Here is a 24,017-nt window from a genome sequence, read left to right on the forward strand (position 1 = left end):
GACCGGGAAGTTACCGCCGAGTAGTATCCGCTGCATGCCTTATCTCGAACGCGACGGTGATGTCCACATCTTGTTCCTCGGTGCCCAGGAGGGCGCGGGCAATCCAGAGAACAGGTTCCACCCCGACTGGATAGATGCCGTCCATGCACTGCTCGACGAGGTCGAGGCATCGACCGGTCCGGCCGCGCTGGTCACCACCTCGGCAGGCAAGTTCTACAGCAACGGACTCGATACCGATTGGCTGTTCGCGAACCTGGACCGGATCACCTGGTACCTCGACCGCGTGCACACGCTCTACACGCGGCTGCTGGCGTTCCCGATGCCCACGGTCGCAGCGGTGCAGGGCCATGCGTTCGGTGCCGGCGCGATGTTCGCAACATCGCAGGATTTCCGCATCCAGCGCGCAGACCGAGGCTTCTACTGCCTGCCGGAGGTCAACCTCAACATGCCGTTCACCGTCGGCATGTCTGCCCTGATCAACTCCAGGCTGCCCAAGCAGACCGCCGTCGAGGCGATGCTGACCGGCCGTCGTTACGGCGGGGCCGATGCGGTGGCCGCAGGAATCGTCGAGGCCACCGCGTCCGAGGAATCCGTGGTCTCCGACGCCGTTGCCAAGGCGGCGGCGCTGACCAGCACCCGGGGAGCGAACCTGGCCGGCATCAAGAGTCGGATGCACGTGGACCTGCTCGCTGCGCTGACGACGCCGACGGACGACAGCAACTTCAGCTTCGGCAACTAGCCTCGTCCGGCACTGTTCGGGCTCGGAGTCGGCACAGCCGTTCCGACACGCCGCCGCGCTAGTGACACACTGTCTCTCGTGATCGACGAACCGAACAGTGCCGCCGTGGGCGAGGAGATCGGCCGCGCGCTCGCTCACGCAACCGACGAAGTGGTTGCGCTGTCGCATTCGATTCACGCAGAACCGGAACTGGCGTTCGAGGAATACCGCAGCGTTGCGAAGGTCCTCGACACGCTTCGCGCCCACCATTTCGAGATCGAATCCGGGGTCGCCGGCATCGACACCGCATTCACCGCGTCGGTGGGTAGCGGTGAGCTCGTGATCGGAATCTGCGCGGAGTACGACGCGTTGCCCGAGATCGGTCATGCCTGCGGCCACAACATCATCGCCGCGTCCGCGGTGGGTGCCGCCCTGGCGCTCGCGCCGGTGGCCGATGCGCTCGGCATCACGGTCCGAGTGCTCGGCACCCCTGCCGAGGAAACCGGCGGCGGCAAGGTCCTGATGCTCGAGCGCGGCGTCTTCGACGACATCGGTGCCGCACTGATGGTGCATCCGGGCCCGTTCGACATCGTGGGCGCGACGTCGCTGGCATTGGCCGACGTTGCCGTCAAATTCACCGGCCGCGCTGCCCATGCCTCGGCCGCCCCCGAGTGGGGAATCAACGCGGGCGATGCCGTCACCGTCGCACAGGTGGCGCTCGGCCTCATTCGGCAACACCTCTCGCCCGGACAGCAACTGCACGGCATCGTCAGCGACGGCGGCGTCGCGCCGAACATCGTGCCCGGACATGCCGAGCTGCTCTACTATCTTCGCGCGAACAGCACCGAGTCACTCGAGGCGCTGACGAAGAAGACGTTCGCCTGTTTCGCGGCGGGTGCCATTGCCACCGGATGCACACACGAAATCCGCACGGTGTCGCCGACGTACGCGGCCCTGACCCCGGATTCGTGGCTGGTGGCGGCATTTCGTCAGGAAATCGAATCATTGGGACGGTCGCCCTTGGCACCGGATTTGGAAGGATTTCGCCCGTTGGGCAGCACTGACATGGGAAACGTGACGAATGTTCTACCCGGAATCCACCCCGTCGTCGGCCTCGATGCCGGAGGGGCGGTGACGCATCAACCGGAGTTCGCCGCAGCGTGTGTCACCGAGTCCGCCGATCGTGCACTGCTCGACGGTGCTCTCGCCCTCGCCGGAACGGCCGCTCGCGCCGCAGCCGATCCACAGACCCGGGCGCGTCTGCTCGACGGTGTGAACGCTCGATCGGCGGTGCAGCGATGAGTTCACGTGAAGCCGCGATCGATCGGTGGATTCAGGCTCACACAGAAGATCTGTCCCTGTGGCGTCGGCACATTCACGCCCATCCGGAACTGGCCCGTCGTGAATTCGCTACGACGGCGTTCGTCATGGAGCAGCTCTCGGCGGCAGGCCTGTCACCCAAGCCGCTGCCCGGCGGCACGGGCTTGATCTGCGATATCGGTCCCGACGGCCCGCGCGTCGCGCTGCGCGCGGACATGGACGCGTTGCCGCTGCAGGAGATCACCGGTGCGCCGTACACGTCGACGGTTCCCGGCGTATCCCACGCGTGCGGGCACGATGCCCACACCACGGTGTTGCTGGCGACCGGACTAGCGCTGGCGTCGCTGCCGGACCTGCAGTACGGGGTTCGGCTGATCTTCCAGCCTGCCGAAGAGGTCATGCCGGGCGGTGCACTCGACGCCGTTGCCGCGGGTGCGCTCGACGGGGTGTCGAAGATTTTCGCGTTGCATTGCGATCCTCGGCTCGAGGTGGGGCAGGTGGGAGTGCGTGTCGGGGCCATCACCTCCGCCGCCGACACCGTCGAATTGCGTCTGGACTCGCCGGGCGGGCACACGTCGAGGCCGCATCTGACGACCGATCTGGTCTACGCGTTGGGCACCGTCATCACCGGGCTGCCCGGCATGTTGAGCAGACGAATCGATCCGCGAACCAGCACAGTGATGGTCTGGGGCGCGGTCGTGGCGGGGCAGGCCCCCAACGCCATTCCGCAGACCGGCATGCTCACCGGAACAGTACGGACCGGCGACCACGAAACGTGGGCGCTGCTCGAGCCGCTCGTTTCCGAGATCGTCACCGGTCTGCTGGCACCGACCGGGGTGCGCTTCGAGCTGCACTACCGTCGCGGCGTACCGCCCGTGGTGAACGACCCGGCGTCCACGGCCACCTTCGAGAAGGCCATCGGCCGAGTCGGCCCGACAGCATTGGCCGACACGGCGCAGTCCGGTGGCGGCGAGGACTTCTCGTGGTACCTGGAGAACGTGCCGGGAGCGATGGCCCGACTGGGCGTGTGGTCGGGGACCGGTCCGCAACTCGACATCCATCAGCCGACATTCGACCTCGACGAGCGAGCCTTGGCCGTGGGTGTGAAGGTGATGACCGGAATCGCATTGGACCCGAACTAGCGGAGGGGTAACCGTGGATTTCGCGGTCTCACCGATCGGGGTCGTTCGCTCCGATCGCGCAGAGGTGGTGGACGACAACTGGGGTGCAGTCGTGTCCGTGATCGAACTGGACGAGACCGTGCTGGACGCCGATGCGACTCTCGGGCTCGAGGAGTTCTCTCACCTCGAGGTCGTCTATCGGTTCCACCTGTGCGATCCGGACTCGACGACACTCGGCTCGCGCCACCCCCGCGGTGATACGACGCTCCCTCGGGTTGGCGTCTTGGCGCAACGCGTCAAGGACCGGCCGAATCACCTCGGAGTGTCGCGGTGCGAGATCGTCGAGGTCCAAGGTCTGCGCATCCGGGTCCGCGGTCTCGACGCGATCGACGGGTCACCGATATTCGACGTCAAGCCGTTCCTTCAGTCCATGGTTCCGACACGTGAAGACGTGACCGAGCCGGCCTGGGTGGCGTCGGTGATGAAGAACTACTTCTGATCTGTCCTTCTGGCTACGAGGCTGTACCGGGCCCTACGTTGCGGCTGTTCCTGGTGCGTAGGTCGCGAACGTATTCGGCTGGGGCACCGGCAATTTCGGCTGCCTCGGCCATGACCCCGAGGTAGCGTGCCGACGGTAGGCCACCCTCGTAGGCGTCGAGAACGTAGAGCCACGCGAGGACCGGCTCGCCTCCGGTCTCGATGCGCAGCCGGATCTTGCGGTGGATGCCGAGCTCCGAGCCCTCCCACCGATCCAGGCTTTCCTCGTCCTCGTCGGAGACGTCGTAGAGCACCACGAAGACCTGTGAGTCCGGGTCCTCGACGATCGTGGCGAGCGCGCCCTCCCAGCCGATGTCGCCACCGCCGAAGGTCAAGCGCCACCCGTGCAGCCACCCGGTTCCCGACAGCGGTGAGTGGGGGCAACGCTGCAACATCTGCTCCGGATGCATGTTCGATCCGTAGGCGGCATAAATTGGCACGTCGGCCAGCCTAAACCGTATCGCCGCCCGTTGACGCCCCGTGGTGGTGTTTCGGTGCGTCGTCGCAGGTACGCCGAGCGGCGGGTGGAGTGAAGCTAGCCTTACCGACGCGCGGAACCGGACACTGCAATACCGTTGACGTGACACAGTACAAAGATTTCAGCACGCGAGAAGAGGATCAATGACCCGGATTGTGATCATCGGTGGTGGTCCGGCAGGGTACGAAGCAGCATTGGTGGCGGCGCAGCACGGCGGACAGGTGACGCTCGTCGATTCCGACGGCATCGGTGGTGCCTGCGTTCTGTGGGACTGCGTGCCGTCGAAGACGTTCATCGCCTCGACCGGCATTCGCACCGAGATGCGTCGCGCGAGCGACCTCGGAATCTCACTCGACCCATCACAGGCAGCGGTCGCGCTGCCCCAGATTCATTCGCGAGTGAAGAGCCTCGCGCAGGCGCAGTCCACCGACATCGCGCACCGGGTCACCTCGGTGGGCGTCGAAATACTGGCCGGTCGCGCCGAGATGATCGACACGCACGTCGGATTGGCCTCGCACCAGATCAAGGCGGTGTTGGCCGACGGCGAGGAGCGAATTCTCGACGCCGATGTCGTCCTCGTCGCCACCGGAGCGCGCCCCCGCGTCGTCAAGGGTGCCGAGCCGGACGGCGAACGCATTCTCAACTGGCGGCAGTTGTACGACCTCGAAGCACTGCCAGAACACCTTGTCGTCGTGGGATCCGGTGTGACCGGTGCCGAGTTCGTCTCGGCCTACACCGAGATGGGCGTCAAGGTCACCGCGGTATCGAGCCGCGATCGCGTCCTCCCGCACGAGGACGAGGACGCTGCCCTGGTGCTCGAAGACGCGTTCAACGAACGTGGCGTCACCCTCGTCAAGCATGCCCGCGCAGACTCGGTCGTCCGCACCGACGACGGTATCGTCGTCACGCTGTCCGACGGGCGCACCGTCGAGGGCAGCCACGCGCTGATGACCGTCGGATCGGTCCCGAACACGTCGGGACTCGGTTTGGAGAAGGTCGGGATCGAGCTCGACAAGGGTGGATACCTGCGTGTCGACCGCGTGTCTCGTACCGCGGTCGCGGGCATCTACGCGGCGGGTGACTGCACGGGTCTGCTGCCGTTGGCGTCGGTGGCCGCGATGCAGGGACGCATCGCGATGTACCACGCCCTGGGCCAGGCCGTCAGTCCCATCAAGCTCAAGACCGTAGCGTCGGCGGTGTTCACGCGGCCCGAGATCGCATCGGTCGGCGTCGCACAGTCCGCGATCGATGCAGGCGACGTACCGGCACGCACGGTGATGTTGCCGTTGACGACCAACCCGCGAGCGAAGATGAGTGGTCTCAAGCGTGGTTTCGTCAAGATTTTCTGTCGCCCCGCCACCGGTGTGGTCATCGGTGGCGTGGTGGTTGCTCCGAGCGCATCGGAGTTGATTCTTCCGATCGCGATGGCCGTGCAGAACAATCTGTCGGTGAACGACCTGGCCAACACGTTCTCGGTCTATCCGTCGCTGTCGGGTTCGGTCATCGAGGCCGCGCGTCAGTTGATGGCGCACGACGACCTGGACTGATTTCACAATGTGAGAAGTGCGTTTCATATTCCGGACGCACATGACATAGTCGAGAGAGCGGACACACCCGTCCGCTCTCTCTTCGACTCTGCGGATCCGCGGGCCGTTCTTCCCGTCCCTGCTGCCCTGGAGTCTCTTTCGTGTCTTCGATTCATCCGCCTGCCGGCTTGGCCCGACGCACCGCAACACTCGACAGCTCGGCCATCCGCGACCTTCTGGCCCTGACCGCTCGCGACGAGATCATCAGCCTGGCCGGCGGTTTACCGGCCACAGATCTCATACCGGTCGACCGCATCGCTGCCGCAGCGGACGCAGTGCTGCGACACTCGGACGCAGTGCAGTACTGCGAGACCCCCGGCCACCGCACACTGCGCAACGTGATCGCCGCCAGAGAGAGCGCTGTGCGCGGGGGAGTGACGGTTCCGACTGACACCGTCGTTGTGACGCACGGATCGCAGCAGGCCCTGACACTGCTCGCGCAGGCGCTGATCGACCCGGGTGCCGTCGTGGTGGTCGACGAGCCGGCGTATACCGGAGCGCTGCAGGTGTTTTCGATTGCCGAGGCACAGATCGAATCCATCCCCATCACCGATGGCGGGATGGATGTCGACGAGCTCGAAGCGCGGCTGCTCGCCGGCCTGCGGCCCGCGGTGGTCCATACGGTCGCCAACTTTCACAACCCCCGCGGCGTGACGATGACCGAGGCTCGCCGTCGCCGACTCGCGGCCCTGGCCGACCGGTACGGATTCTGGATCATCGAGGACGATCCCTACGGCGAGATCTGGTTCGACACAATCGAATCCGGACCGCCTCCTTCGCCGATTGCGTGCCACAGCGATCGGGTCGTCAGGTTGTCGAGCGCGTCGAAGATCCTGGCGCCGACTCTGCGCGTGGGATGGTTCGTTGCCCCGCCCCGAGTGTGCGCGGCGGTGGAACTGCTCAAACAGGGTGCCGATCTGTGCGGTTCCTCGCTGACACAGCTGATGGCAGCGGACATGCTGGGCGACACCGAGTGGCTGGCGGACCACCTGACCGATCTTCGGCGCGAGTACGGTTGTCGCGCAGACGCATTGACGAGCGCTCTGTCCGGGGAATTCGGTTCGGCGCTGGACGTCTCGCGACCCACAGGTGGAATGTTCGCGTGGGCGACCTTTCGCGACGGGACCGATACCACCGAGCTGCTCGCTGCGGCGCTCGCGCACGGCGTCGCGTTCGTGCCGGGTAGCGCGTTCGTGCGCGCTGCAACGTCCACGTCGGCCGAGTGCTTCCGCCACTCGCTGAGGCTGAGCTTCGCCGGCTCCACACCGGAGGTGCTGAACGATGCGGTGCGGCGGCTGAGCGCGGCACATGCGTCGATGACACGGCGGAGCTGAACCGCGACCAGCCTGCGCTGGTTCTGCGCTCGGCCGACCTGGGGCGGTAGCCTGACATGGGAGACATCGCGAGGAATTTTCGAGGACAGGGAGCGCCCAGTGAGCAACCGATCGAACACGAAGTTCCTCGGACCCGCCCAACGGGTGGAGGCGTGGGACCAGCTCGGACGCGAACAATTCGACGTCGTGGTCGTCGGCGGTGGCGTCGTGGGTTCGGGTGCCGCGCTCGACGCGGCAACACGAGGCCTGAAGGTGGCGCTCGTGGAGGCGCGTGACTACGCGTCGGGCACGTCCTCTCGCTCGTCCAAGATGTTCCACGGTGGCCTTCGCTACCTCGAACAACTCGAGTTCGGACTCGTCCGTGAGGCGCTGCACGAACGTGAACTCTCGCTCTCCACACTCGCGCCGCATCTGGTCAAACCGCTGAAATTCCTGTTCCCCCTCACCCATCGGGGGTGGGAGCGCCCGTACATCGCGGCGGGCATCTTTCTGTACGACCGGATGGGCGGTGCCAAATCGGTTCCGCAACAGAAGCATCTGACCCGTTCGGGTGCCCTGCGGATGTCGCCCGGCCTCAAACGGAAATCGCTGATCGGCGGAATTCGGTACTACGACACCGTCGTCGACGACGCGCGGCACACGATGACCGTCGCCAGAACGGCAGCCCACTACGGCGCAGTGGTGCGTACGTCCACTCAGGTCGTGGGGTTCCTCCGTGAAGCCGACCGTGTTTCCGGTGTGCGAGTACGAGATTCGGAGACCGGGGCCACCACCGAGGTGCGTGCGCACGTGGTGATCAACGCCACGGGCGTGTGGACAGACGAAATTCAGTCGCTGTCGAACATGCGTGGTCGCTTCCGAGTACGGGCCTCGAAGGGTGTGCACATCGTGGTGCCGCGCGATCGGATCGTCAGCGAAGCCGCGATCATTCTGCGCACCGAGAAGTCCGTGCTGTTCATCATTCCGTGGGGCGCGCACTGGATCATCGGCACCACCGATACCGACTGGAACCTAGATCTCGCGCACCCCGCCGCGACCAAAGCCGATATCGACTACATTCTCGGAGAAGTCAACGGGGTGCTCGTCACGCCGCTCACGCACGACGACATCGACGGCGTCTACGCGGGATTGCGGCCGCTACTGGCGGGTGAGAGCGACGAGACGTCCAAGCTGTCCCGTGAGCACGCGGTGGCGCGGGTGGCACCGGGACTCATTGCCATCGCAGGTGGCAAGTACACGACCTACCGGGTGATGGCCGAGGACGCAGTGGATCTCGCGGCCGAGGACATCCCGGCGCGGGTGGCGTCGTCGATCACCGAGAAGGTGCCGCTCGTCGGCGCGGACGGTTACTTCGCGCTGGTCAATCAGGCCCCGCACCTGGGCGAAGTACACGGGCTGCATCCGCACCGAGTGACTCATCTGCTGGACCGGTACGGCTCGCTGATCGACGAGGTGCTGGCCATGGCGGACGGCAAACCCGAACTGCTGCAACCGTTGACCGACGCGCCCGCTTATCTGCAGGTCGAGGTGGTCTATGCCGCTGCGGCCGAGGGCGCCCTGCACCTCGAGGACGTGCTCTCGCGGCGCACCCGGATTTCCATCGAGTACTCGCATCGTGGGATGAACTGCGCGGGTCAGGTCGCCGCACTCATTGCCCCGATCCTGGGTTGGGACGAGGCCACGGTCGACCGTGAGGTCGACACGTACCGGGCTCGGGTCGAGGCCGAGATCGCGTCGCAGCGTCAGCCGGACGACGAATCTGCCGACGCTCTGCGGGTCGTCGCCCCCGAAGCGCGTCAGGAAATTCTCGAACCCGTCCGGACCCTCTGAGTCACGGAACCCGAACCAGCGTCCGCGGTGCGCGAGCAGCCGTCGCGCCGAAGACAGCCATGACCAGCAGGGTGAGTATCGCAAGTGTCAACATACGATCCATGGTGATCGGCGAAGCTGTGAGCAGGCTTGGTCTCACCTGACAGTGAGCCGTCAGATTTCGCCCGGGCGGTGCTGGTCGGGACCTACCGGCGATTCGAGCTGCGCGCGTAAAAACGCCCCTTCCGCCGGCGACGGGTCGAGAGACAGAGCGGTTGTTCGTGCACTTCTGGCCTCCTCCGCTCGGCCGAGTCGATCCAGCATCACAGCTCGACAGGCATGCCACAGATAATGCCCGCCCAGCGAGGCGATGGCATCGAGTGCTTCGAGTCCGGCGGCAGGACCTCGACTTTCCCCGACGGCCACCGCTCGGTTGAGTGCCACGATCGGTGTGTTCTCCACCCCGGACAGCACGTCGTACAGCTCGACGATCCGAGACCAGTCGGTGTCGGCGTAGGTTGCCGCGCCGGAGTGACATGCCGCGATGGCTGCTTGAACGGTGTACCGGTTCGGTCGGGTGTCGCTGCGACGTAGTGCACTGCCCACCCACTGCATGCCCTCCTCGATCGCCTCCCGATTCCAGCGAGATCGGTCCTGGTCTTCGAGCCTGACCAGGCCGCCCTCCTCGTCGATCCTCGTAGCCCGGCGCGAGTCCGTGAACAGCATCAGTGCCAGTAGTGCTCGAAGGGATGGCTCGTCCGGCATGAGCTCGATCATGAGACGGGCCAGGCGAATTGCCTCGTCACACAGCTGGGGCCGCACCAGCGTCTCGCCCCCGAGATGCCCGGCGGTGAACAGTAAATACACGGTGGTGGCCACCGCGTCGAGTCGTTGCGGTAATTCCGCCGAGTCCGGTACTCGGTACGCAATGTTGGCAGCGGCGATCTTCTTCTTCGCGCGTGTGAGCCGTTTGGCCATCGTGGCTTCCGGCACGAGCATCAGGCGGGCGACGTCGACCGTGGCGAGCCCGCAGAGGGTGCGCAGGCTCAACGCCACCTGTGCCTCGACGGAGAGCGCCGGGTGGCAGCAGGTGAACACCAGCCGCAGCATGTCGTCGCTGATCGAGTCTTCGTCTTCCGCACGCCAATCTTGGGTCAGCAGTGCAAGATTCGCTGCCTCTCGCTCCTTCACGCTGCGGCCGGCCTCGCGTCTGACGATGTCGAGAGCCTTGTTGCGCGCGACGGTCGTGAGCCACGCTCGTGGGTTGTCGGGGACGCCCGATCGAGGCCAGTGGTCGAGTGCGGCCACCACGGCCTCGGAGACCGCATCTTCGGCTACGGCAAGACTGCCGGTGATGCGGACGAGGGTCGCCAACACTCGGCGACCCTCGTCACGGATCGTGGCCGACAGCTGCTCGGCCGGTGTGCTCACTGAGCCATCGGGATGACCGGCCGGACTTCGATTGCTCCGTTCCACGCCGCGGGAATCTGCGCTGCCATCGCGATCGCCGCGTCGAGGTCCGGTGCCTCGAGGAGGAAGAACCCAGCGAGTACCTCTTTTGCTTCGGCGAACGGACCGTCCGTCGTCAGGACGTCACCGCCTTTGCCGCCCGACACACGCACCGTGGTGGCGGTCGACGTGGGGTACAGGACCGCGCCGCCGGTGATCGCCGGTCCGGCCGAGGCGCTGAATGCACCGTATTCGGCCATCTCGTCGGCCACGTCGGGCGAGGTCCAGTCGGCATCGTGGGTGTAGACGATGGCTGCGTATGCGGTCATGGTGAGCTCCTGACGATTCGTCGTGGTCTGCGCCGTTCGCCGACCTACATACGAAGGACGAACGGGGTTCGCCGAAAAGGACACCACGAACAGGACTAGCTCGCCACACCTCGAGGTTGGCAGTGCGGGCAGTAGTAGATCTGCCGTTCTTCGAGTGGGTTGTCGCCGATCAGTCCGAACTCGATGGTGGTACCGCACCGCCTGCACGGCTTGTTCTCACGGCCGTACACCCAGAAATGACGGCCCGCGCGACGATCCCCGGTGGTGACGCGCTGATTTCGATTCTTGTTGGCGGTGATGGTGCGGAAGGACAGGTCGATCATCTTCTTCAGGTCTCCGGAGTCCTCGACCGGCGTGCGGGGATCGACTCCGCGAAGGAAGCAGATCTCGTTGCGGTAGACATTGCCGAGTCCGGCTATGTTGCGCTGATCGAGCAGGGCCAGGCCGATCGGTCGGCCGGGGTCCGACTCCAGATTGGTCAGGGCGACACCTGGGTCCCAGTCGGGTCCGAGTAGATCCGGTCCGAGATAGCCGACAGCGTTGTCCTCGTTCTCGAGGATCTCCAGCACGCCCAGCTCGAATCCGATGGCCTGCGCCTTCTCGGTGTTCAGAATGATCCGAGCTTGGAAGGCCGGACGACGCCAGCGAGCCCCCAGTGCATAGACGTGCCAGGTGCCTTCCATCTTCAGGTGCGAGTGGATCGAGTAGCCGCCCACTCTGATCAGCAGGTGTTTGCCCCTCGACGCGACGGACTCGACCGTTTCGCCGGTGAAGTCGACTGTGGCGTAACGGGGTACACGAATGTCGCAGGCAGTGAGCTGCTGGCCCTCGAGCGCTGCCCGCAGAGTGTTGGCGGCGCGCCAGACGGTATCGCCCTCGGGCATCTACGTCCTCTCTCGTTCTTCGGTTCTCTTCTTCGTCAGTGGTGCGGTGCCTCAGCGCCGCAGGCGTAGTCCGCGGGGAGTCGCCGAGAAACCGGCCGCGGTCAACGTCTTGGAGAAGTCCGTGCCGTGGATGTCGTGACCGTTGATCCGTTCGACCAGTAACTTGTCCACCCCGCCGCGCTTGACCGTGGTCGCCAATGCCGTTGCTGCAGAAGCGATGTCCTCGGTGTTGTCGCCGAAGGTCAGCACCGACTTTCCGCCACGTTCGACGAACATCGTCAACTCCCCACGAACGAGTACGACCAGCGCTCCCGCCTTGCGACCCGGCCGGTGCTTCGTCGTGTCGTCGGTGTCTTCGCCGCCGGCCTTCGGCCAGGGCAGTGCACCGCCGTACGGGTTCGCCGGATCGCACGAGGCGAGCACCACGGCAGTGGCGTTCTTCTTCGGTTCGTCGTAGCTGCGCAACCGGTCGACGACGTCGGAGGTGGAGAACTGAGCGCCGCCGAGCGAATCGACGAAGTATCCGCGTCGGCAGCGACCGGAATCCTCGAACCCCGTCAGCACCTTGTACATCGTGGCGAACCCGCCGGGGACACCTTCGTTCATGACCGAACCACGCGTCACCACGCCGTAGCGTTCGAGGAGTACGTCTGCGGTCGCGTGAGCGCGGACGGTGAGGTCCGGTTCGAGTTCGGGCAACCGTGACCACCGACCGCCGGCCGTCGGTGGGCCGGTGCGGGTGGGCAGGGACGGCCGCTCGAACTGACGGTAGGAACGCAGGCGCGGGGTTCGACGCGGTGATCGATGACTCGGGGCGGAGCGGGTGGCCGTGGAGTTCAACAGCGCTCGCAGTGGCGCGAACGTGTCGTTGCTGAGCCGTCCGGCCCACACCAGCTCCCACAGCGCAGCCTGCAGAGCATTGTCGTCGGTGCTCCCGACGGTATCGGAGAGCTGGCGGAAGAAGTACGCGCCACCGCCCGCGACTGCGTCCTGGATGCGAATCTGTAACTCGGACAGGTCGGATTCGGCGGCGGGCACCAGAGTCAGCGGCGCGGTGTCGGCCATGTGCAGGCTCACCCAGCCGTCTTTGGACGAGATCGCACCGTGCCCCGCCCACAACACCTCGCCGGTCGAGGTCAACTCGTCGAGCATGGCGGGGCTGTAGTCGCTCACCCGGGAGGCGAGCACGAGAGTTTCCCACGCCGACGCCGGAACGGGCACGCCCGCAAGCTGTTCGATGACCGTTGCCACACCGTCGATCCCGCTCAACCGGCGACTGTCCACGTGCTGCCACGCCGGCAGGAAGCGGCCGAGCGTGGCGGTGGACACGGGTTCGACTTCCTGCCGTGCCGCCGCCAGAGATCGCCGCCGCAATCGCCGAAGAACCTCGGCGTCGCACCATTCGCTGCCCGTTGCACCGGGACGGAATTCGCCCTCGACGACGCGTTTGTCGACGGCCAGTCGGCGCAGGACGTCACGCACCACGGCGGTACCGACGCCGAACCGCGCTGCTGCGTCGTCGAGGGTGAACGGTCCGTGGGTTCGGGCGTACCGGCTGATCAGGTCGACGAGTGGGTCGTCGACGGGCTCGATGAACGCGGCGGGAGTGCCGATCGGTAGCGGAACACCGAGTGCATCGCGCAAGCGAGCCGCGTCCTCGATGGCCGTCCACCAGTTCTGGCCGGCGAACGAAACTTCCATTGCCCGCTTTGCATCGGCCAACTCGGCGAGCCACTGCGGATATTCGTCGCCGTTGGTGCGCTGTCCGACTTCCGTGGCGGTCAGCGGACCGAGCAGCCGCAGCAGATCCGCAACACCCTCGATGTCCTTGGCGTGTCTGTCCTCGGGCAGTCGCTGCAACTCGAGCTCGGTGGTGGTGATGACGCTGTCGTCCAACAACTCTCGCAGCTCGACGCGTCCGAGCAACTCGGCCAGCAGAGCTGAATCGAGAGACAGTGCGGCGGCCCGCCGTTCGGCGAGCGGGCTGTCGCCCTCGTACATGAAAGCGCCGACGTAGTTGAACAGCAACGAATTCGCGAACGGTGACGGTGACGGCGTCTCGACGTCGACGATCCTGATCTGGCGTCGCCCGATGCGGGCCAGGATGTCTTCGAGGGCGGGGAGGTCGTAGACGTCCTGCAGGCACTCGCGCACGGTTTCGAGCAGGATCGGGAACGTGGGGTATTTACGAGCGACGTCGAGCAGCTGTGCCGAACGCTGCCGTTGTTGCCACAGTGGTGCGCGCTTGCCAGGGTTGCGGCGGGGCAGAAGCAGTGCGCGAGCGGCACATTCGCGAAATCTCGACGCGAACAATGCCGATCCACCGACCTGCTCGGTGACGATGTCGGCGATCTCGTCACGCTCGAACACGAACAGTTCCGCGCCGGGCGGCTGGTCGTCGGTATCGGGTAGCCGGACGATGATGCCGTCGTCGGATGCGGTGGGGGCGGCGTCGATGCCGTATCGCTCGATCAGCCTCGCGCCGACCGCGAGGGCCCACGGCGCGTGTACCTGCTGACCGTAGGTGGAGTGCAGCACCAATCGCCAGTCGCCGAGTTCGTCGCGAAAGCGCTCGACGATCATCGTCTTGTCGGTGGGCAGTTGGCCGGTGGCCTCCAACTGTTCGTCGAGCAGAGCGATCAGGTTGTTGACCGCGTTGGCGTCGAGACCGTCGGTGCTCAGCCGCTCGGCCAGGTTGCTGCGGTCGGTGGTGCTCCGCAGAAACTCGCCCAGGGCCCGGCCCAATTCGGCCGGTCGACCGAGGCCGTCTCCGTGCCAGAACGGCAGCCTGCCCGGTTGGCCGTATGCGGGACTGACCAACACCCGGTCGTGGGTGATCTCTTCGATGCGCCAGCTGGTGGCACCGAGTGCGAACACGTCGCCCACTCGCGATTCGTAGACCATCTCCTCGTCGAGTTCGCCTACCCGAGACTGCTTTTCGCCCACCATGTAGACGGTGAACAGGCCGCGGTCGGGGATGGTTCCGCCGGACGTGACGGCCAGTCGCTGCGACCCGGGACGGCCGGTGAGAGTGTTGGCGTCGCGGTCCCACACGAGCCGTGGCCGTAGTTCGGCGAACTCGTCCGACGGGTAACGGCCCGAGAGCAGGTCGAGTGTCGACTCGTAGGCAGATCTGGGCAGAGTGGCGAAACTGCCGGTGCGACGGACTGATTCGAACCAATCCTCGGCGTCGATGGGTTCGAGTGCGCACGCTGCGACGGTTTGCTGGGCGAGGACATCGAGGGGATTGGCCGGGACGAAGAGGGCCTCGATCTTGCCCGACGTCATGCGTTCGACGGTGACCGCGCAATGGATGAGATCGGTGCGGTGCTTGGGGAACAGCACGCCCTTGGAGATCTCGCCCACCTGGTGGCCGGCGCGACCGACGCGCTGCAGGCCACTGGCCACCGACGGCGGTGCCTCGACCTGGACCACCAGATCGACTGCGCCCATGTCGATTCCGAGCTCCAGGCTGCTGGTGGCCACAACGCAGCGCAGACGACCGGTCTTCAGATCGTCTTCGATCAGCGCGCGCTGGTCCTTGCTGACACTGCCGTGGTGGGCCCGTGCCAGCAGAGGATCGGCACCGTGGTTGACGTCGGATGCGGTGCCGACCTGAGATGGTGGTTTGTGCTCGGTATCGACTCCGCCGCCGATACGTTCGGCGTACACCTCGTTGAGCCGCGCGGTGAGTCGTTCCGCGAGCCGGCGCGAGTTGGCGAAGACGATGCACGATTTGTGCTCGAGGATGAGATCGACCATCTTCTCCTCGACGTGCGGCCAGATCGATCCCTGAGCCGGGGGAGCGGCGGAGGTGTCCGCATTCGGGTCGGTGACGCCGAGTTCGGTCATGTCCTCCACGGGCACCTGCACCGTCAGGTCGAAGGTCTTCGGTGCGGGTGGGGCGACGATCTCGATGGGAGCGGCACCGGCGAGGAATCTGCCCACTTCCTCGTGGGGTCGCACCGTCGCGGACAGGCCGATGCGTTGCGCGGGCTTGTCCAGCATCGCGTCGAGCCGCTCGAGAGACACCGCGAGGTGCGCGCCACGTTTGGTGCCTGCGACGGCGTGTACCTCGTCGACGATCACCGTGTCGACCTCGGCCAGGATGTCCCGCGCCGCGGAGGTGAGCATGAGGAAGAGGGACTCGGGAGTGGTGATGAGGATGTCGGGCGGAGTCTTGATCATGGTCCGGCGATCGGCAGCGCTGGTGTCGCCCGAGCGGACTCCGACGGAAATCTCCGGCGGGTTCAGACCGAGACGCTTGGCCGTCTGAGTGATGCCGACCAACGGAGCTCGCAGGTTGCGCTCGACGTCCACTGCGAGAGCCTTGAGCGGCGATATGTAGAGCACCTTGGTCTTGCGGGTGCTGTCCGCACCCAGTTGGGCCAGCTCGTCGAGGGCCCACAGGAACGCCGACAGCGTTTTGCCCGAGCCGGTCGGCGCGACCACCAGGGTGTGAGATCCGCTGGAAATGGACGACCACGCACCGAGTTGCGCCGACGTGGGGGCCGGAAATGCGCCGTTGAACCACTCGCGAGTCGGCCGCGACAGCTTCTCCATGATGTCGGTGCCGATACTGTGCGTGGCCATCCCACCATCATGCCCCGAGGCACCGACAGGTAACCCCGGAGCGCGAAGCTCGTGCGCTGCGGTGTCGTTTCGCCCGATTCGGGTACCCGGTGGCCATGACCGACGACCAAGAGATCATGCAGAAGATTTCCGCGAAACTCGACGCACTGCTCGGCAGCAAGACGAACGGCCTGCAGAACGAGGTGCCGCCGGGTGCAAGCATCCAATCGGACGAGGACGACGCCGAGCACGGTCCACTCGGCCGGGATTACCACTTGGCGAGCAAGTACGCCCAGGCGCTGGCCATCAACGAGCCTCAAGTGATCGACCGTGACGAGTTCGACCGCTTGGTCGCCGAATACGGCTGAGCCGACGCATTCGAGTGAGCCCCGACCCCTGCAGGGGATCGGGGCTCACTCGTCTCGGGCGCACCTGGCGAACGCGCGCGGCCGGTTCTACAGTCGATAGAGTGACCGAACGCAAGAAGCCAGGAGTCACGTTCGAGTCCTGGGTCGACAAACAGATCCGCGAGGCGCAGGACGCCGGCGCATTCGAAGGACTCGACGGCACCGGTAAACCCATCCCGATGGGCGATTCCGACGACGAACTGTGGTGGGTTCGCGGCTATCTGAGGCGAGAGAACCTGCCGGTCGATGCGCTCTTGCCCACGGCGTTGGCGTTGCGCAAAGAGATCGAGCGGCTGCCCTCGACGTTGATCGGTCTCCGGCGCGAGGAGTCCGTACGAGACGTGTTGGACGAGCTCAACGCTCGCATCGTCGACTGGATTCGCTTTCCTACCCCGCCGATCGTGCCGCTCGGCCCCGTGGATGTCGAGACGTGGGTGTCCCGGTGGCGTACCAATCGAGCCGAGGTCGACCGCCTGGAAAGACAGCACGACGCGGAGTCGGCTGTGACGTCGGGCCGGCCCTCGGCGGCGGACCACGACGGTGCATCGTGGTTCGCGCGCGTTCGCAGCAGGCTCAGCTGGTGGCGCTGAGTCCGATCGTCCTGGCGCAGTAGGCCAGAGCGTCCGCCGCAGTGGACACGAACGGAAGCGCAGCTGTGCCGTCCACGCGAACTCGAGAAGGCAACAGCCCGTCGGGGCACTTCGGTTCCTCGAGTGTCGTCCACCCGGTTGCGCGCCGACGCACGCCGCCGACCAGGGTGTCGGTCGCGTGCCGGACTCCGCTGCGCAGCGCAATGGGGGCGGTGTCGAGGTGCGTGCGAGCGAAGCGCAGTGCGGCGTCGACAGCGTCCACGGTCTGGGTGGCCGATGATCGACCGCGCAGCCCGGTGCTCAGGCCGTGGCCGGGGAGATCCAGTACCACCACGTCGACGCCTGCCCGTGCGATCTCGGCGGCCACGGGTGTCAGGTAGCGGGCATGCAGACCGGTATCGGCAACCAGCACCACCGACTGGTCGGTGGCCGTCGCCGATCGGTGTACTTCGATGTGTACTCGCCCGCCGGCGATGTCGAGCTGCCGGTGCACGACATCGAGGCCGGCGACGTCTGCGCGGGCGAGCGCGACCGCGTCGGAGGCCGGCCGCAACGCTGCCTCGCAGGCGAGGTCGCGTTCGAGGGCGTCCTGACTCCTCAGCAGCGACTTGCCCTGCAGCAGAATCATCACGGCGGCAGCCTCGTGGGAGGTGAGGGTGGGTGCCCAGCCGGTGGCGGCACCGAGCGCGGTCGAATCGACGATGGGCTCTCCGGGCGTGACCCACTGCCCGGAGAACGGCGTGAGGCCCAGGGCGAAGGCAATGTTCGCGATACGCGTCGCCGCTTTCTGTGGAACGTCGAACATCAACTGGCCCTGCATCGCAGCGAGTTCGCGCACGCCGACCCAGTCCACCGGACCCAGGTTGTACGGACCGACGAGGTCGGTCTTGGCCGCGCGGTGAAAGGCGTCGGCCATATCGTCCTGGAACAAGAATTGGTACGAGGCCCGATCCGCTTCCGGGAACGCGCCGATCGGCCCGGTGAACTGGTCGATCCCGTCGTTGGCGAAGTCGGGTCCGACGATGTACGTGCACCGCAACATGGAGATGGCCATCTCACCGGGGTGCCTACGCAGCCACCACTCCGCATAGTGTTCTACCTCGGCCTTGTCGTAGAAGTAGTAGCGATTGGGATCGCCTGCGGGATAACTGTTCTCGGTGAGCGGCTCCGGAGCTATGTCGGCACCGTACGCGTTGATGCTGGACGCGATCACCACTCTCCCCACGCCTGCTCGATATGCCGAATCGATGACGTTGCGTGACCCGCGCAGGTTGATGTCGTGGGTCTCGGTCTTGTCTTTGAGCTCCTCGACCACGAACGCCAAGTGCAGCACGACGTCGCACTCGGCGAACGTCTCCTCGAGGTCGGGAGAGCGAATGTCCGAGCGGATCGCGGTGAACTTCGGGTGCGTGATTCGGGCTGGGCGACGGGCTATCCCGACGACCGCGTCCACCTCGGGATCCTCGAACAGCCTCGGGAGAATCGCGGCCGCGAAGTCACTGGTAGCTCCGGTGACCGCGATACGCACGCCGCGGTGGCGCTCACTCATGAGGGCAGCTCCGCTACGGCCTCGATGATCTGCTCCGTGGCGGTCGACAGGTGTTCTTCGGTGTGCGTTGCCATCACGCACAGGCGAAGTATGGCACCGGATTTCGGCACGGCGGGATGCAACGCGGCGCTGGTGAAGATGCCGCGGTCGTAGAGGTTCTTCCACAGACTCATGGCCACGAGGTCGTCGCCGATGTGGAGTGAGACGATGGGGGCGGCCGTATCGCCGTGGGGTGTGGACGAGCGGCCTGCCACGTCGAGGCCGGCCGATTGCAGTCCGCCGCGCAGGATCTCGGCGTTGTCGAGTACGCGCCGAGCCCGATCCTTGCCCTCGTCGCTTCGGATCAGGCGGACGGAAGCCAATGCGGCACCCACCGCAGCAGGCACACCGGAGGTCGTGAACAGGAAGGCGCGGGCCTTGACCCGGAGGGTGTCGATCAAGTCGCTCGAGCCGGTCACGAACCCGCCGGTGGAACTGGGGCTCTTCGACAGTGACGCCATCGTGACGTCGACGTCCTTGGTGATGCCGAACAGCTCTGCCGCTCCGGTGAGTTCGGGCCCGTAGACACCGAGGCTGTGGGCTTCGTCGACCATCAGCGCTGCGTGATAGCGGATACACAGCTCGGAGACGACGTCGAGCGGTGCCAGGTCGCCCTCCATGGAGTACAGACCGTCGACGATCACCAGCACGGCTCCGTCGTCGACGACGGGTTGCTGGAGTTTGGCTTCGAGATCGGCCATGTCGTTGTGCTTGAACTTGACCACCGACGCGCCCGAGAGAGTGCTGCCGTCGCGGATCGATGCGTGGGCCGCCGAATCGACGATCACCGTGTCACCGGGGCCGACGATCGCACTGATCGTTCCGAGGTTCGTCTGGTAGCCCGTGGTGAAGACGAGTGCGTCGTCCGTTCCGTGCCACTGGGCGATCTCGTGCTCGAGTTCGAGGTGGAGGTCCAGAGTGCCGTTGAGCAAACGACTTCCGGTGACTGCGCTGCCGAATGTGTCGAGCGCGTGCTGGGCACCCTCGACAACCTTGGGATGATCGGCAATGCCGAGGTAATTGTTGGATCCGAGCATGATCTTGTCCCGGCCCTCGACGCGAACGACCGGGGCAACGGCCGATTCCATCTTGCGGAAGTACGGGACCACATCGGCGTCTCGAACAGCGCGCAGCAAATCCACGCGCTCGTCTCCGCCGAGTCGTTTCATCAATCTGTTGACAACCATCGTGTACCAGAACTCCTCACAGAGTCGATTGTGGATTGTCGCGAATTCATGAGTTCATTCGGAGCGGGCGGCGCGGGCGATTGGTATTCGGCGGAAGAATATTCAGCGTTTCAAAAGATGCTCTTGCGACGGAAATCGGTTGGTAAATGCGCCCCGAAAAATAACTTCGGTTTCTTTCGATGGGCAAACTTTACGAGACCTTTAGTTTATCGCCGCAGGTGGCGGGGTATTGTCGGGGTCCAGCGCGAATTCACCTGCTTTACCGCTGTCCATGTTGATATTCGACTGATTTTTCCAGGTCGACTGATGGTACAAATTGGACGACGCCGCAATCAATCAGTGACACACAATCGATTAGTGACAAAAGGAGATGAACAGTGACTGGATTAATGGTGCGCGAAAGAGAAACGCTCGAGAAGTACATGCCGGGTTTGCTGCAGTATCTGGACACAACCCCACTGGACCGACTGGAGTCGCGCGATTCGGACGCGATCGACAAGTTTCGGGAATTCGGCGGTACCGGCTTGGTGGTCCCGGGCGAATTGGGTGGTCTCGGTGCTCCGGCCATCGACGCGGTTCGGGCGCAAAGGGCCATCGGGTCTCGCTCACCCTCTCTGGGCGCGGGAACCACGATGCACCATCTCTCACTCGCGTCCCTGACCGAATTCGCTCGTGGTGCCACCGACGACGACCGAGCATTGATCAAGGGATTGGTCGATCAGAAGGCGATCGTCGCTTCCGGGTTCTCCGAGGGCGTCACCGGCGGGAGTGTGTTCATTCCGACGATGACCGCCGTGAAGAAGGGCGACAACTACATCGTCAACGGAAGCAAGAAGCCGTGCAGTCTGGCACGTTCGATGGACTTGCTGACCTGCAGCGTCGAGATCGACTCCGGTGACCGCGCCGTCGCGCTGATTCCGGCCGGCCTTCCGGGTATGAGTGTGAAGCCGTTCTGGACCACTGACATTCTGGCCGGCGCGCAGAGCGAGGAAGTGTTGCTCGAAGACGTCGAAGTACCGGCAAGCCTCGTCCTACCCAACAAGGACGACGATCCCGATGGCGTGCACGAGATGACCGGCTACCTCTGGTTCGGGATGCTGATCTCCGCCAACTACATCGGCGCAGCGACCTCTCTGCTCGAGCGGATGATCGAGCAGGACAAGGGTGACTACGAAGGCTACGTTCGAGCGGCGGCCGAACTCGAGGTGTCCATGGCGGCAATCGAGAACGTGGCCCGTGCCTTCGACGAAGGTGAACGCGGACAGGACATCTCGGTGAAGTTGCTGTTCAACCGCATCGCGATTCGTGACGCACTGGTGCGCAGCAGTTCGGCTGCCATCGAATCGCTGGGCGGGATCGGCTTCATCAAGTCACCCGAAATCGCCTACGTCGCAGCAGCATTGCACGCGTTCGCATTTCATCCTCCATCACGGCGGTCCATTTCGGAGACCCTGGCCCGTTTCCACGCAGGTGAAGATTTCGCGTTCGTCAAATAGCGACTACCGCTGTTCGTCTTCCATCTCGTCGTTCAACTTGTCCTCGCCCCGGTTGCGGAAGAACTTGAATCCGGGGATGCCGATGACGGCGCGCCTGACGTCCTTCGTCACTCCGAGAAGCTCGTGGATCTCGGGGGAGACCGTATCGAGGGTCGCGAGGATGGGGAGTAGAGCTTCCATGTGGTCGAGGAGTCCGGGAAGCTGATCGACCATGGCGATCGCTGCGTCGACCTCGGCGTCGGACAGGTTGTCGACGAAGCGTCGCGCCATCGGCTCGGACTTCTTGGCGATGGGATCGAACATCTCGATGAGCTCCAACGCCGTATGCGAGGCGGCCGATGCCGACGCGACCACGGTGTCCGCGGCACCGGTCGTCCGTTGTACATGAGCAACCACGGCATCGGCCGAATCGATGACATGGTCGATTCGTGTCATCAATGTCTCTATACGGCTCAGCAGTGCTTCGATTCTGCCGGGCAGGGTAAGCGCGAAATCGGCCGTGGTGAACATCCAGCTCACACCGGCCCGCGCCACTGCGGCTCCTCGCCGAAGCACCGTTTCGGTACCGAGAGGGTCGGGGAGGACCACACCTGCCAACACGAGAGCCATAGGAGCGACAATGCCATACCGACGCAACGCCCCGACTGCCGTTAGCCTCGACGCATGAGAGTCCTCGTGACCGGTGCCAGCGGGTACATCGGGTCTCGGCTGGTGGCGGCCCTGTTGGCAGACGACACGGACGTCGTCGTCGGGTCTCGGACTCCGAAGAACCTGCGCACTTTCGACTTCTACGATTCCGTGACCGCGGTGTCGCTCGACGTCACGGACGAACAATCCTGTGCCGCGGCCTTCGCCGAGTCGGGCGACATCGATGTCGCCTACTACCTCGTCCATGCGATCGGCGAAGCCGACTACCGTGCCCAGGACCGGACGTCCGCCGAGCAGTTCGCCGCGGCCGCCGCACGAGCGGGAGTGCGTCGCATCGTGTACCTGGGCGGCTTCGTCCCCGACGACGCCCACCTGTCGGAGCACCTGGCCAGTCGCGCCGACGTCGGTGAGGCGCTGACGGTGGACGGTATCGATCTGGTGTGGTTGCGAGCGGCGATCGTCATGGGTGCCGGCTCCACGTCGTACGAGATGCTCCGCTATCTGGCGGACCGCCTGCCGGTGCTGCCGTTGCCGAGCTGGCTCGCCGAGCCCGTTCAACCGATAGCAGTCGACGACGTACTGCACTACCTGGTGGCGTCGGCCGATACCGACACCGTCCCAGCAGGTTCCTACGACATCGGCGGCCCGGACGTGGTCCCGTACCGCGACCTGGTGTTCGCCTACGTCGAAGCCGCCGGGCTGCAGCGCATCGGGATACCGGTACCGCTCGTTCCGACGTCACTCGCCGGCAAGGTGATCGGAAAGATCATTCCTGTGCCCGCCGGGCTCGCCGAGGATCTGGTCGGTTCACTGCACAACACGATGACCACGTCTGAGAGCCGGATTCGGGATCTCGTCCCCGATCCGCCCCGTGGTCTGACCACCATCGCAGACGCCATGGCCCGTAGCGTGCGAGGAACCGTGGGCGAGCCGCCCGGGGTCTGTGCACTGAAGGACCCGCTGCGACTGGCGAACACCGACGCAGCATGGAGCGGCGGAGATGCGCTCGGCGTCCGGCGGCACGGCGTGGCCGCGTCCTCGGACCGCACCTGGGGTCTGGTCGAGGCTCTGGGCGGCCGTCGACTGCTGGCATCGAAGCCCGTGGCAGCAGCAGTGCGTACCAACCTCGATGTGGCTGCGAGTGTGAACCGACGCGCGAAGTCGGTCGTGCGCCGACTGACCGATACCGAGGAGGCATGATGGCAACGTGGTCGACGACCGCGCTGAACGTGATGAAGTCCGCTCTGGTCGATCCTGTCGAGCGCGACCACCGGGAGTCCGACGCGGCGTTCAGGAAACGGCGCATCATCGTGCTGATCACACTGGTGATCGGGGCGACGGTGCTGTATTTCTCGCTCAAGGTGGAACCGGGTGACCCGTCGTTCTACGCATTGACGCTCGTGTTGGCCGCAGTGTGGATCATTGGTGGATGTCTGTCGGGGCCGCTGCACCTCGGACGGATCAAGGTGGGCGGGTCCATCCGGCGGCCGATCGTGACCCCCATCCTCATCGGTCTCGCCGTCGGTGGCGTGTTCATGCTCGGCGGCCTCGTCGTCCGTCAGATTCCGCCGCTCGCCGATTTCACCGAGAACGTGCTCGCACACGCCCGAGTGGGGTCGCTGGTACTGATCGTGTTCATCGCGTTGCTCAACGGTGTCGCCGAGGAGATCTTCTTCCGAGGAGCCTTGTACTCCGCCATCGGGGTCAAACATCCGGTGATCATCTCGACGGTCGTCTACACCATCGCCACCCTCGCGTCCGGCAACCCGATGCTCGGCTTCGCCGCCGTGCTGCTCGGTTACGTGATGGGGCTGCAACGTCGGGCATCGGGCGGAATTCTGGCGCCGATCCTGACGCATGTCAGCTGGTCGGCGGTCATGGTTCTGGCCCTGCCCCCGCTGTTCGTGTGAGCAGAGGGTCATGTCTCGTGCGGGCAGAGGGGCATCGGCGGGGATCTGAGCTAG

20 protein-coding genes are annotated in these 24,017 nt (G+C 65.2%); 12 read left to right on the plus strand and 8 right to left on the minus strand.

Annotated features, from left to right (window positions below; all coding sequences use genetic code 11):
- The first annotated feature begins 34 nt into the window (after positions 1-34).
- The 4 genes from CH268_RS26615 (at position 35) to CH268_RS26630 (ending at position 3,658) form a co-directional block, all read left to right on the plus strand.
- A complete protein-coding gene (locus tag CH268_RS26615; RefSeq protein WP_032366665.1) occupies positions 35-739 on the plus strand; it encodes an enoyl-CoA hydratase-related protein in 705 nt (234 codons plus the stop codon).
- 105 nt (positions 740-844) lie between these two features.
- A complete protein-coding gene (locus CH268_RS26620; RefSeq protein WP_094666365.1) occupies positions 845-2,020 on the plus strand; it encodes a M20 family metallopeptidase in 1,176 nt (391 codons plus the stop codon).
- Positions 2,017-3,180, plus strand: coding sequence for a M20 family metallopeptidase (locus CH268_RS26625; protein ID WP_027496439.1), 1,164 nt, complete (start codon positions 2,017-2,019; stop codon positions 3,178-3,180). Before CH268_RS26620 ends, CH268_RS26625 begins: the two co-directional genes overlap by 4 nt.
- Before the next feature lie 13 nt (positions 3,181-3,193).
- The gene (locus CH268_RS26630; protein WP_094650058.1) at positions 3,194-3,658 is read left to right on the plus strand and encodes a TrmO family methyltransferase domain-containing protein; all 465 of its coding nucleotides are present in this window, start codon (positions 3,194-3,196) and stop codon (positions 3,656-3,658) included.
- A gap of 13 nt (positions 3,659-3,671) precedes the next feature.
- On the opposite strand, the gene CH268_RS26635 is transcribed toward CH268_RS26630, so the two are convergent.
- A complete protein-coding gene (locus CH268_RS26635; protein ID WP_032387045.1) occupies positions 3,672-4,136 on the minus strand; it encodes a gamma-glutamylcyclotransferase in 465 nt (154 codons plus the stop codon).
- 181 nt (positions 4,137-4,317) lie between these two features.
- Here CH268_RS26635 and CH268_RS26640 point away from each other — a divergent pair, with 181 nt between their 5' ends.
- The 3 genes from CH268_RS26640 to CH268_RS26650 all read left to right on the plus strand — a co-directional run bounded on the left by CH268_RS26640 (position 4,318) and on the right by CH268_RS26650 (position 8,924).
- Entirely contained in the window at positions 4,318-5,721 is a 1,404-nt protein-coding gene (locus CH268_RS26640) for an NAD(P)H-quinone dehydrogenase (RefSeq protein WP_027496441.1), read from the plus strand.
- A 140-nt stretch (positions 5,722-5,861) separates the two neighbouring features.
- A complete protein-coding gene (locus CH268_RS26645; RefSeq protein WP_094666329.1) occupies positions 5,862-7,094 on the plus strand; it encodes an aminotransferase-like domain-containing protein in 1,233 nt (410 codons plus the stop codon).
- A 99-nt stretch (positions 7,095-7,193) separates the two neighbouring features.
- A complete protein-coding gene (locus CH268_RS26650; protein WP_094666330.1) occupies positions 7,194-8,924 on the plus strand; it encodes a glycerol-3-phosphate dehydrogenase/oxidase in 1,731 nt (576 codons plus the stop codon).
- A gap of 153 nt (positions 8,925-9,077) precedes the next feature.
- Here the strand turns inward: CH268_RS26650 and CH268_RS26655 are convergent, their stop codons facing one another.
- The 4 genes from CH268_RS26655 to CH268_RS26670 form a co-directional block, all read right to left on the minus strand.
- Complete coding sequence (locus CH268_RS26655) at positions 9,078-10,334, minus strand: RNA polymerase sigma factor (protein WP_094666331.1); 1,257 nt, start codon at positions 10,332-10,334, stop codon at positions 9,078-9,080.
- Positions 10,331-10,681, minus strand: coding sequence for a YciI family protein (locus CH268_RS26660; protein WP_048319883.1), 351 nt, complete (start codon positions 10,679-10,681; stop codon positions 10,331-10,333). Before CH268_RS26660 ends, CH268_RS26655 begins: the two co-directional genes overlap by 4 nt.
- 95 nt (positions 10,682-10,776) lie before the next feature.
- A complete protein-coding gene (locus tag CH268_RS26665) occupies positions 10,777-11,565 on the minus strand; it encodes a DNA-formamidopyrimidine glycosylase family protein (RefSeq protein ID WP_094666332.1) in 789 nt (262 codons plus the stop codon).
- 51 nt (positions 11,566-11,616) lie between these two features.
- Positions 11,617-16,158, minus strand: a complete 4,542-nt coding sequence (locus CH268_RS26670) for an ATP-dependent helicase (protein ID WP_094666333.1) — start codon at positions 16,156-16,158, stop codon at positions 11,617-11,619.
- A gap of 95 nt (positions 16,159-16,253) precedes the next feature.
- Here CH268_RS26670 and CH268_RS26675 point away from each other — a divergent pair, with 95 nt between their 5' ends.
- Together CH268_RS26675 and CH268_RS26680 are read left to right on the plus strand one after the other, a co-directional pair.
- Positions 16,254-16,505, plus strand: coding sequence for a hypothetical protein (locus tag CH268_RS26675; RefSeq protein WP_027496446.1), 252 nt, complete (start codon positions 16,254-16,256; stop codon positions 16,503-16,505).
- Positions 16,506-16,606: 101 nt separating this feature from the next.
- Positions 16,607-17,134 (plus strand): J-domain-containing protein, encoded by a 528-nt coding sequence (locus tag CH268_RS26680; protein ID WP_094642961.1) that lies wholly within the window; start codon positions 16,607-16,609, stop codon positions 17,132-17,134.
- Here CH268_RS26680 and CH268_RS26685 read toward each other — a convergent pair.
- Both CH268_RS26685 and CH268_RS26690 read right to left on the minus strand, forming a co-directional pair.
- A complete protein-coding gene (locus CH268_RS26685; RefSeq protein ID WP_094666334.1) occupies positions 17,118-18,683 on the minus strand; it encodes an NAD-dependent epimerase/dehydratase family protein in 1,566 nt (521 codons plus the stop codon). The two genes, CH268_RS26680 and CH268_RS26685, sit on opposite strands and share 17 nt — an antisense overlap.
- Positions 18,680-19,909 (minus strand): aminotransferase class I/II-fold pyridoxal phosphate-dependent enzyme, encoded by a 1,230-nt coding sequence (locus CH268_RS26690; protein WP_027496449.1) that lies wholly within the window; start codon positions 19,907-19,909, stop codon positions 18,680-18,682. Before CH268_RS26690 ends, CH268_RS26685 begins: the two co-directional genes overlap by 4 nt.
- Before the next feature lie 377 nt (positions 19,910-20,286).
- On the opposite strand from CH268_RS26690, the gene CH268_RS26695 reads away from it, so the two are divergent.
- Positions 20,287-21,405, plus strand: a complete 1,119-nt coding sequence (locus CH268_RS26695; protein WP_027496450.1) for an acyl-CoA dehydrogenase family protein — start codon at positions 20,287-20,289, stop codon at positions 21,403-21,405.
- 3 nt (positions 21,406-21,408) lie between these two features.
- Here CH268_RS26695 and CH268_RS26700 read toward each other — a convergent pair whose 3' ends face one another.
- Complete coding sequence (locus CH268_RS26700; RefSeq protein ID WP_032383951.1) at positions 21,409-22,014, minus strand: hypothetical protein; 606 nt, start codon at positions 22,012-22,014, stop codon at positions 21,409-21,411.
- Positions 22,015-22,068: 54 nt separating this feature from the next.
- Between CH268_RS26700 and CH268_RS26705 the strand changes: the two genes are divergently transcribed.
- Both CH268_RS26705 and CH268_RS26710 read left to right on the plus strand, forming a co-directional pair.
- Positions 22,069-23,253: an NAD(P)H-binding protein gene (locus tag CH268_RS26705; RefSeq protein ID WP_027496452.1), complete on the plus strand. Its 1,185-nt coding sequence runs from the start codon at positions 22,069-22,071 to the stop codon at positions 23,251-23,253.
- Positions 23,253-23,963: a CPBP family intramembrane glutamic endopeptidase gene (locus CH268_RS26710; RefSeq protein WP_032383950.1), complete on the plus strand. Its 711-nt coding sequence runs from the start codon at positions 23,253-23,255 to the stop codon at positions 23,961-23,963. Before CH268_RS26705 ends, CH268_RS26710 begins: the two co-directional genes overlap by 1 nt.
- Positions 23,964-24,017 lie beyond the last annotated feature (54 nt).

The sequence above is a fragment of the Rhodococcus sp. 06-1460-1B genome, assembly GCF_002258475.1.
GTDB classification, from domain to species: Bacteria; Actinomycetota; Actinomycetes; order Mycobacteriales; family Mycobacteriaceae; genus Rhodococcoides; species Rhodococcoides fascians.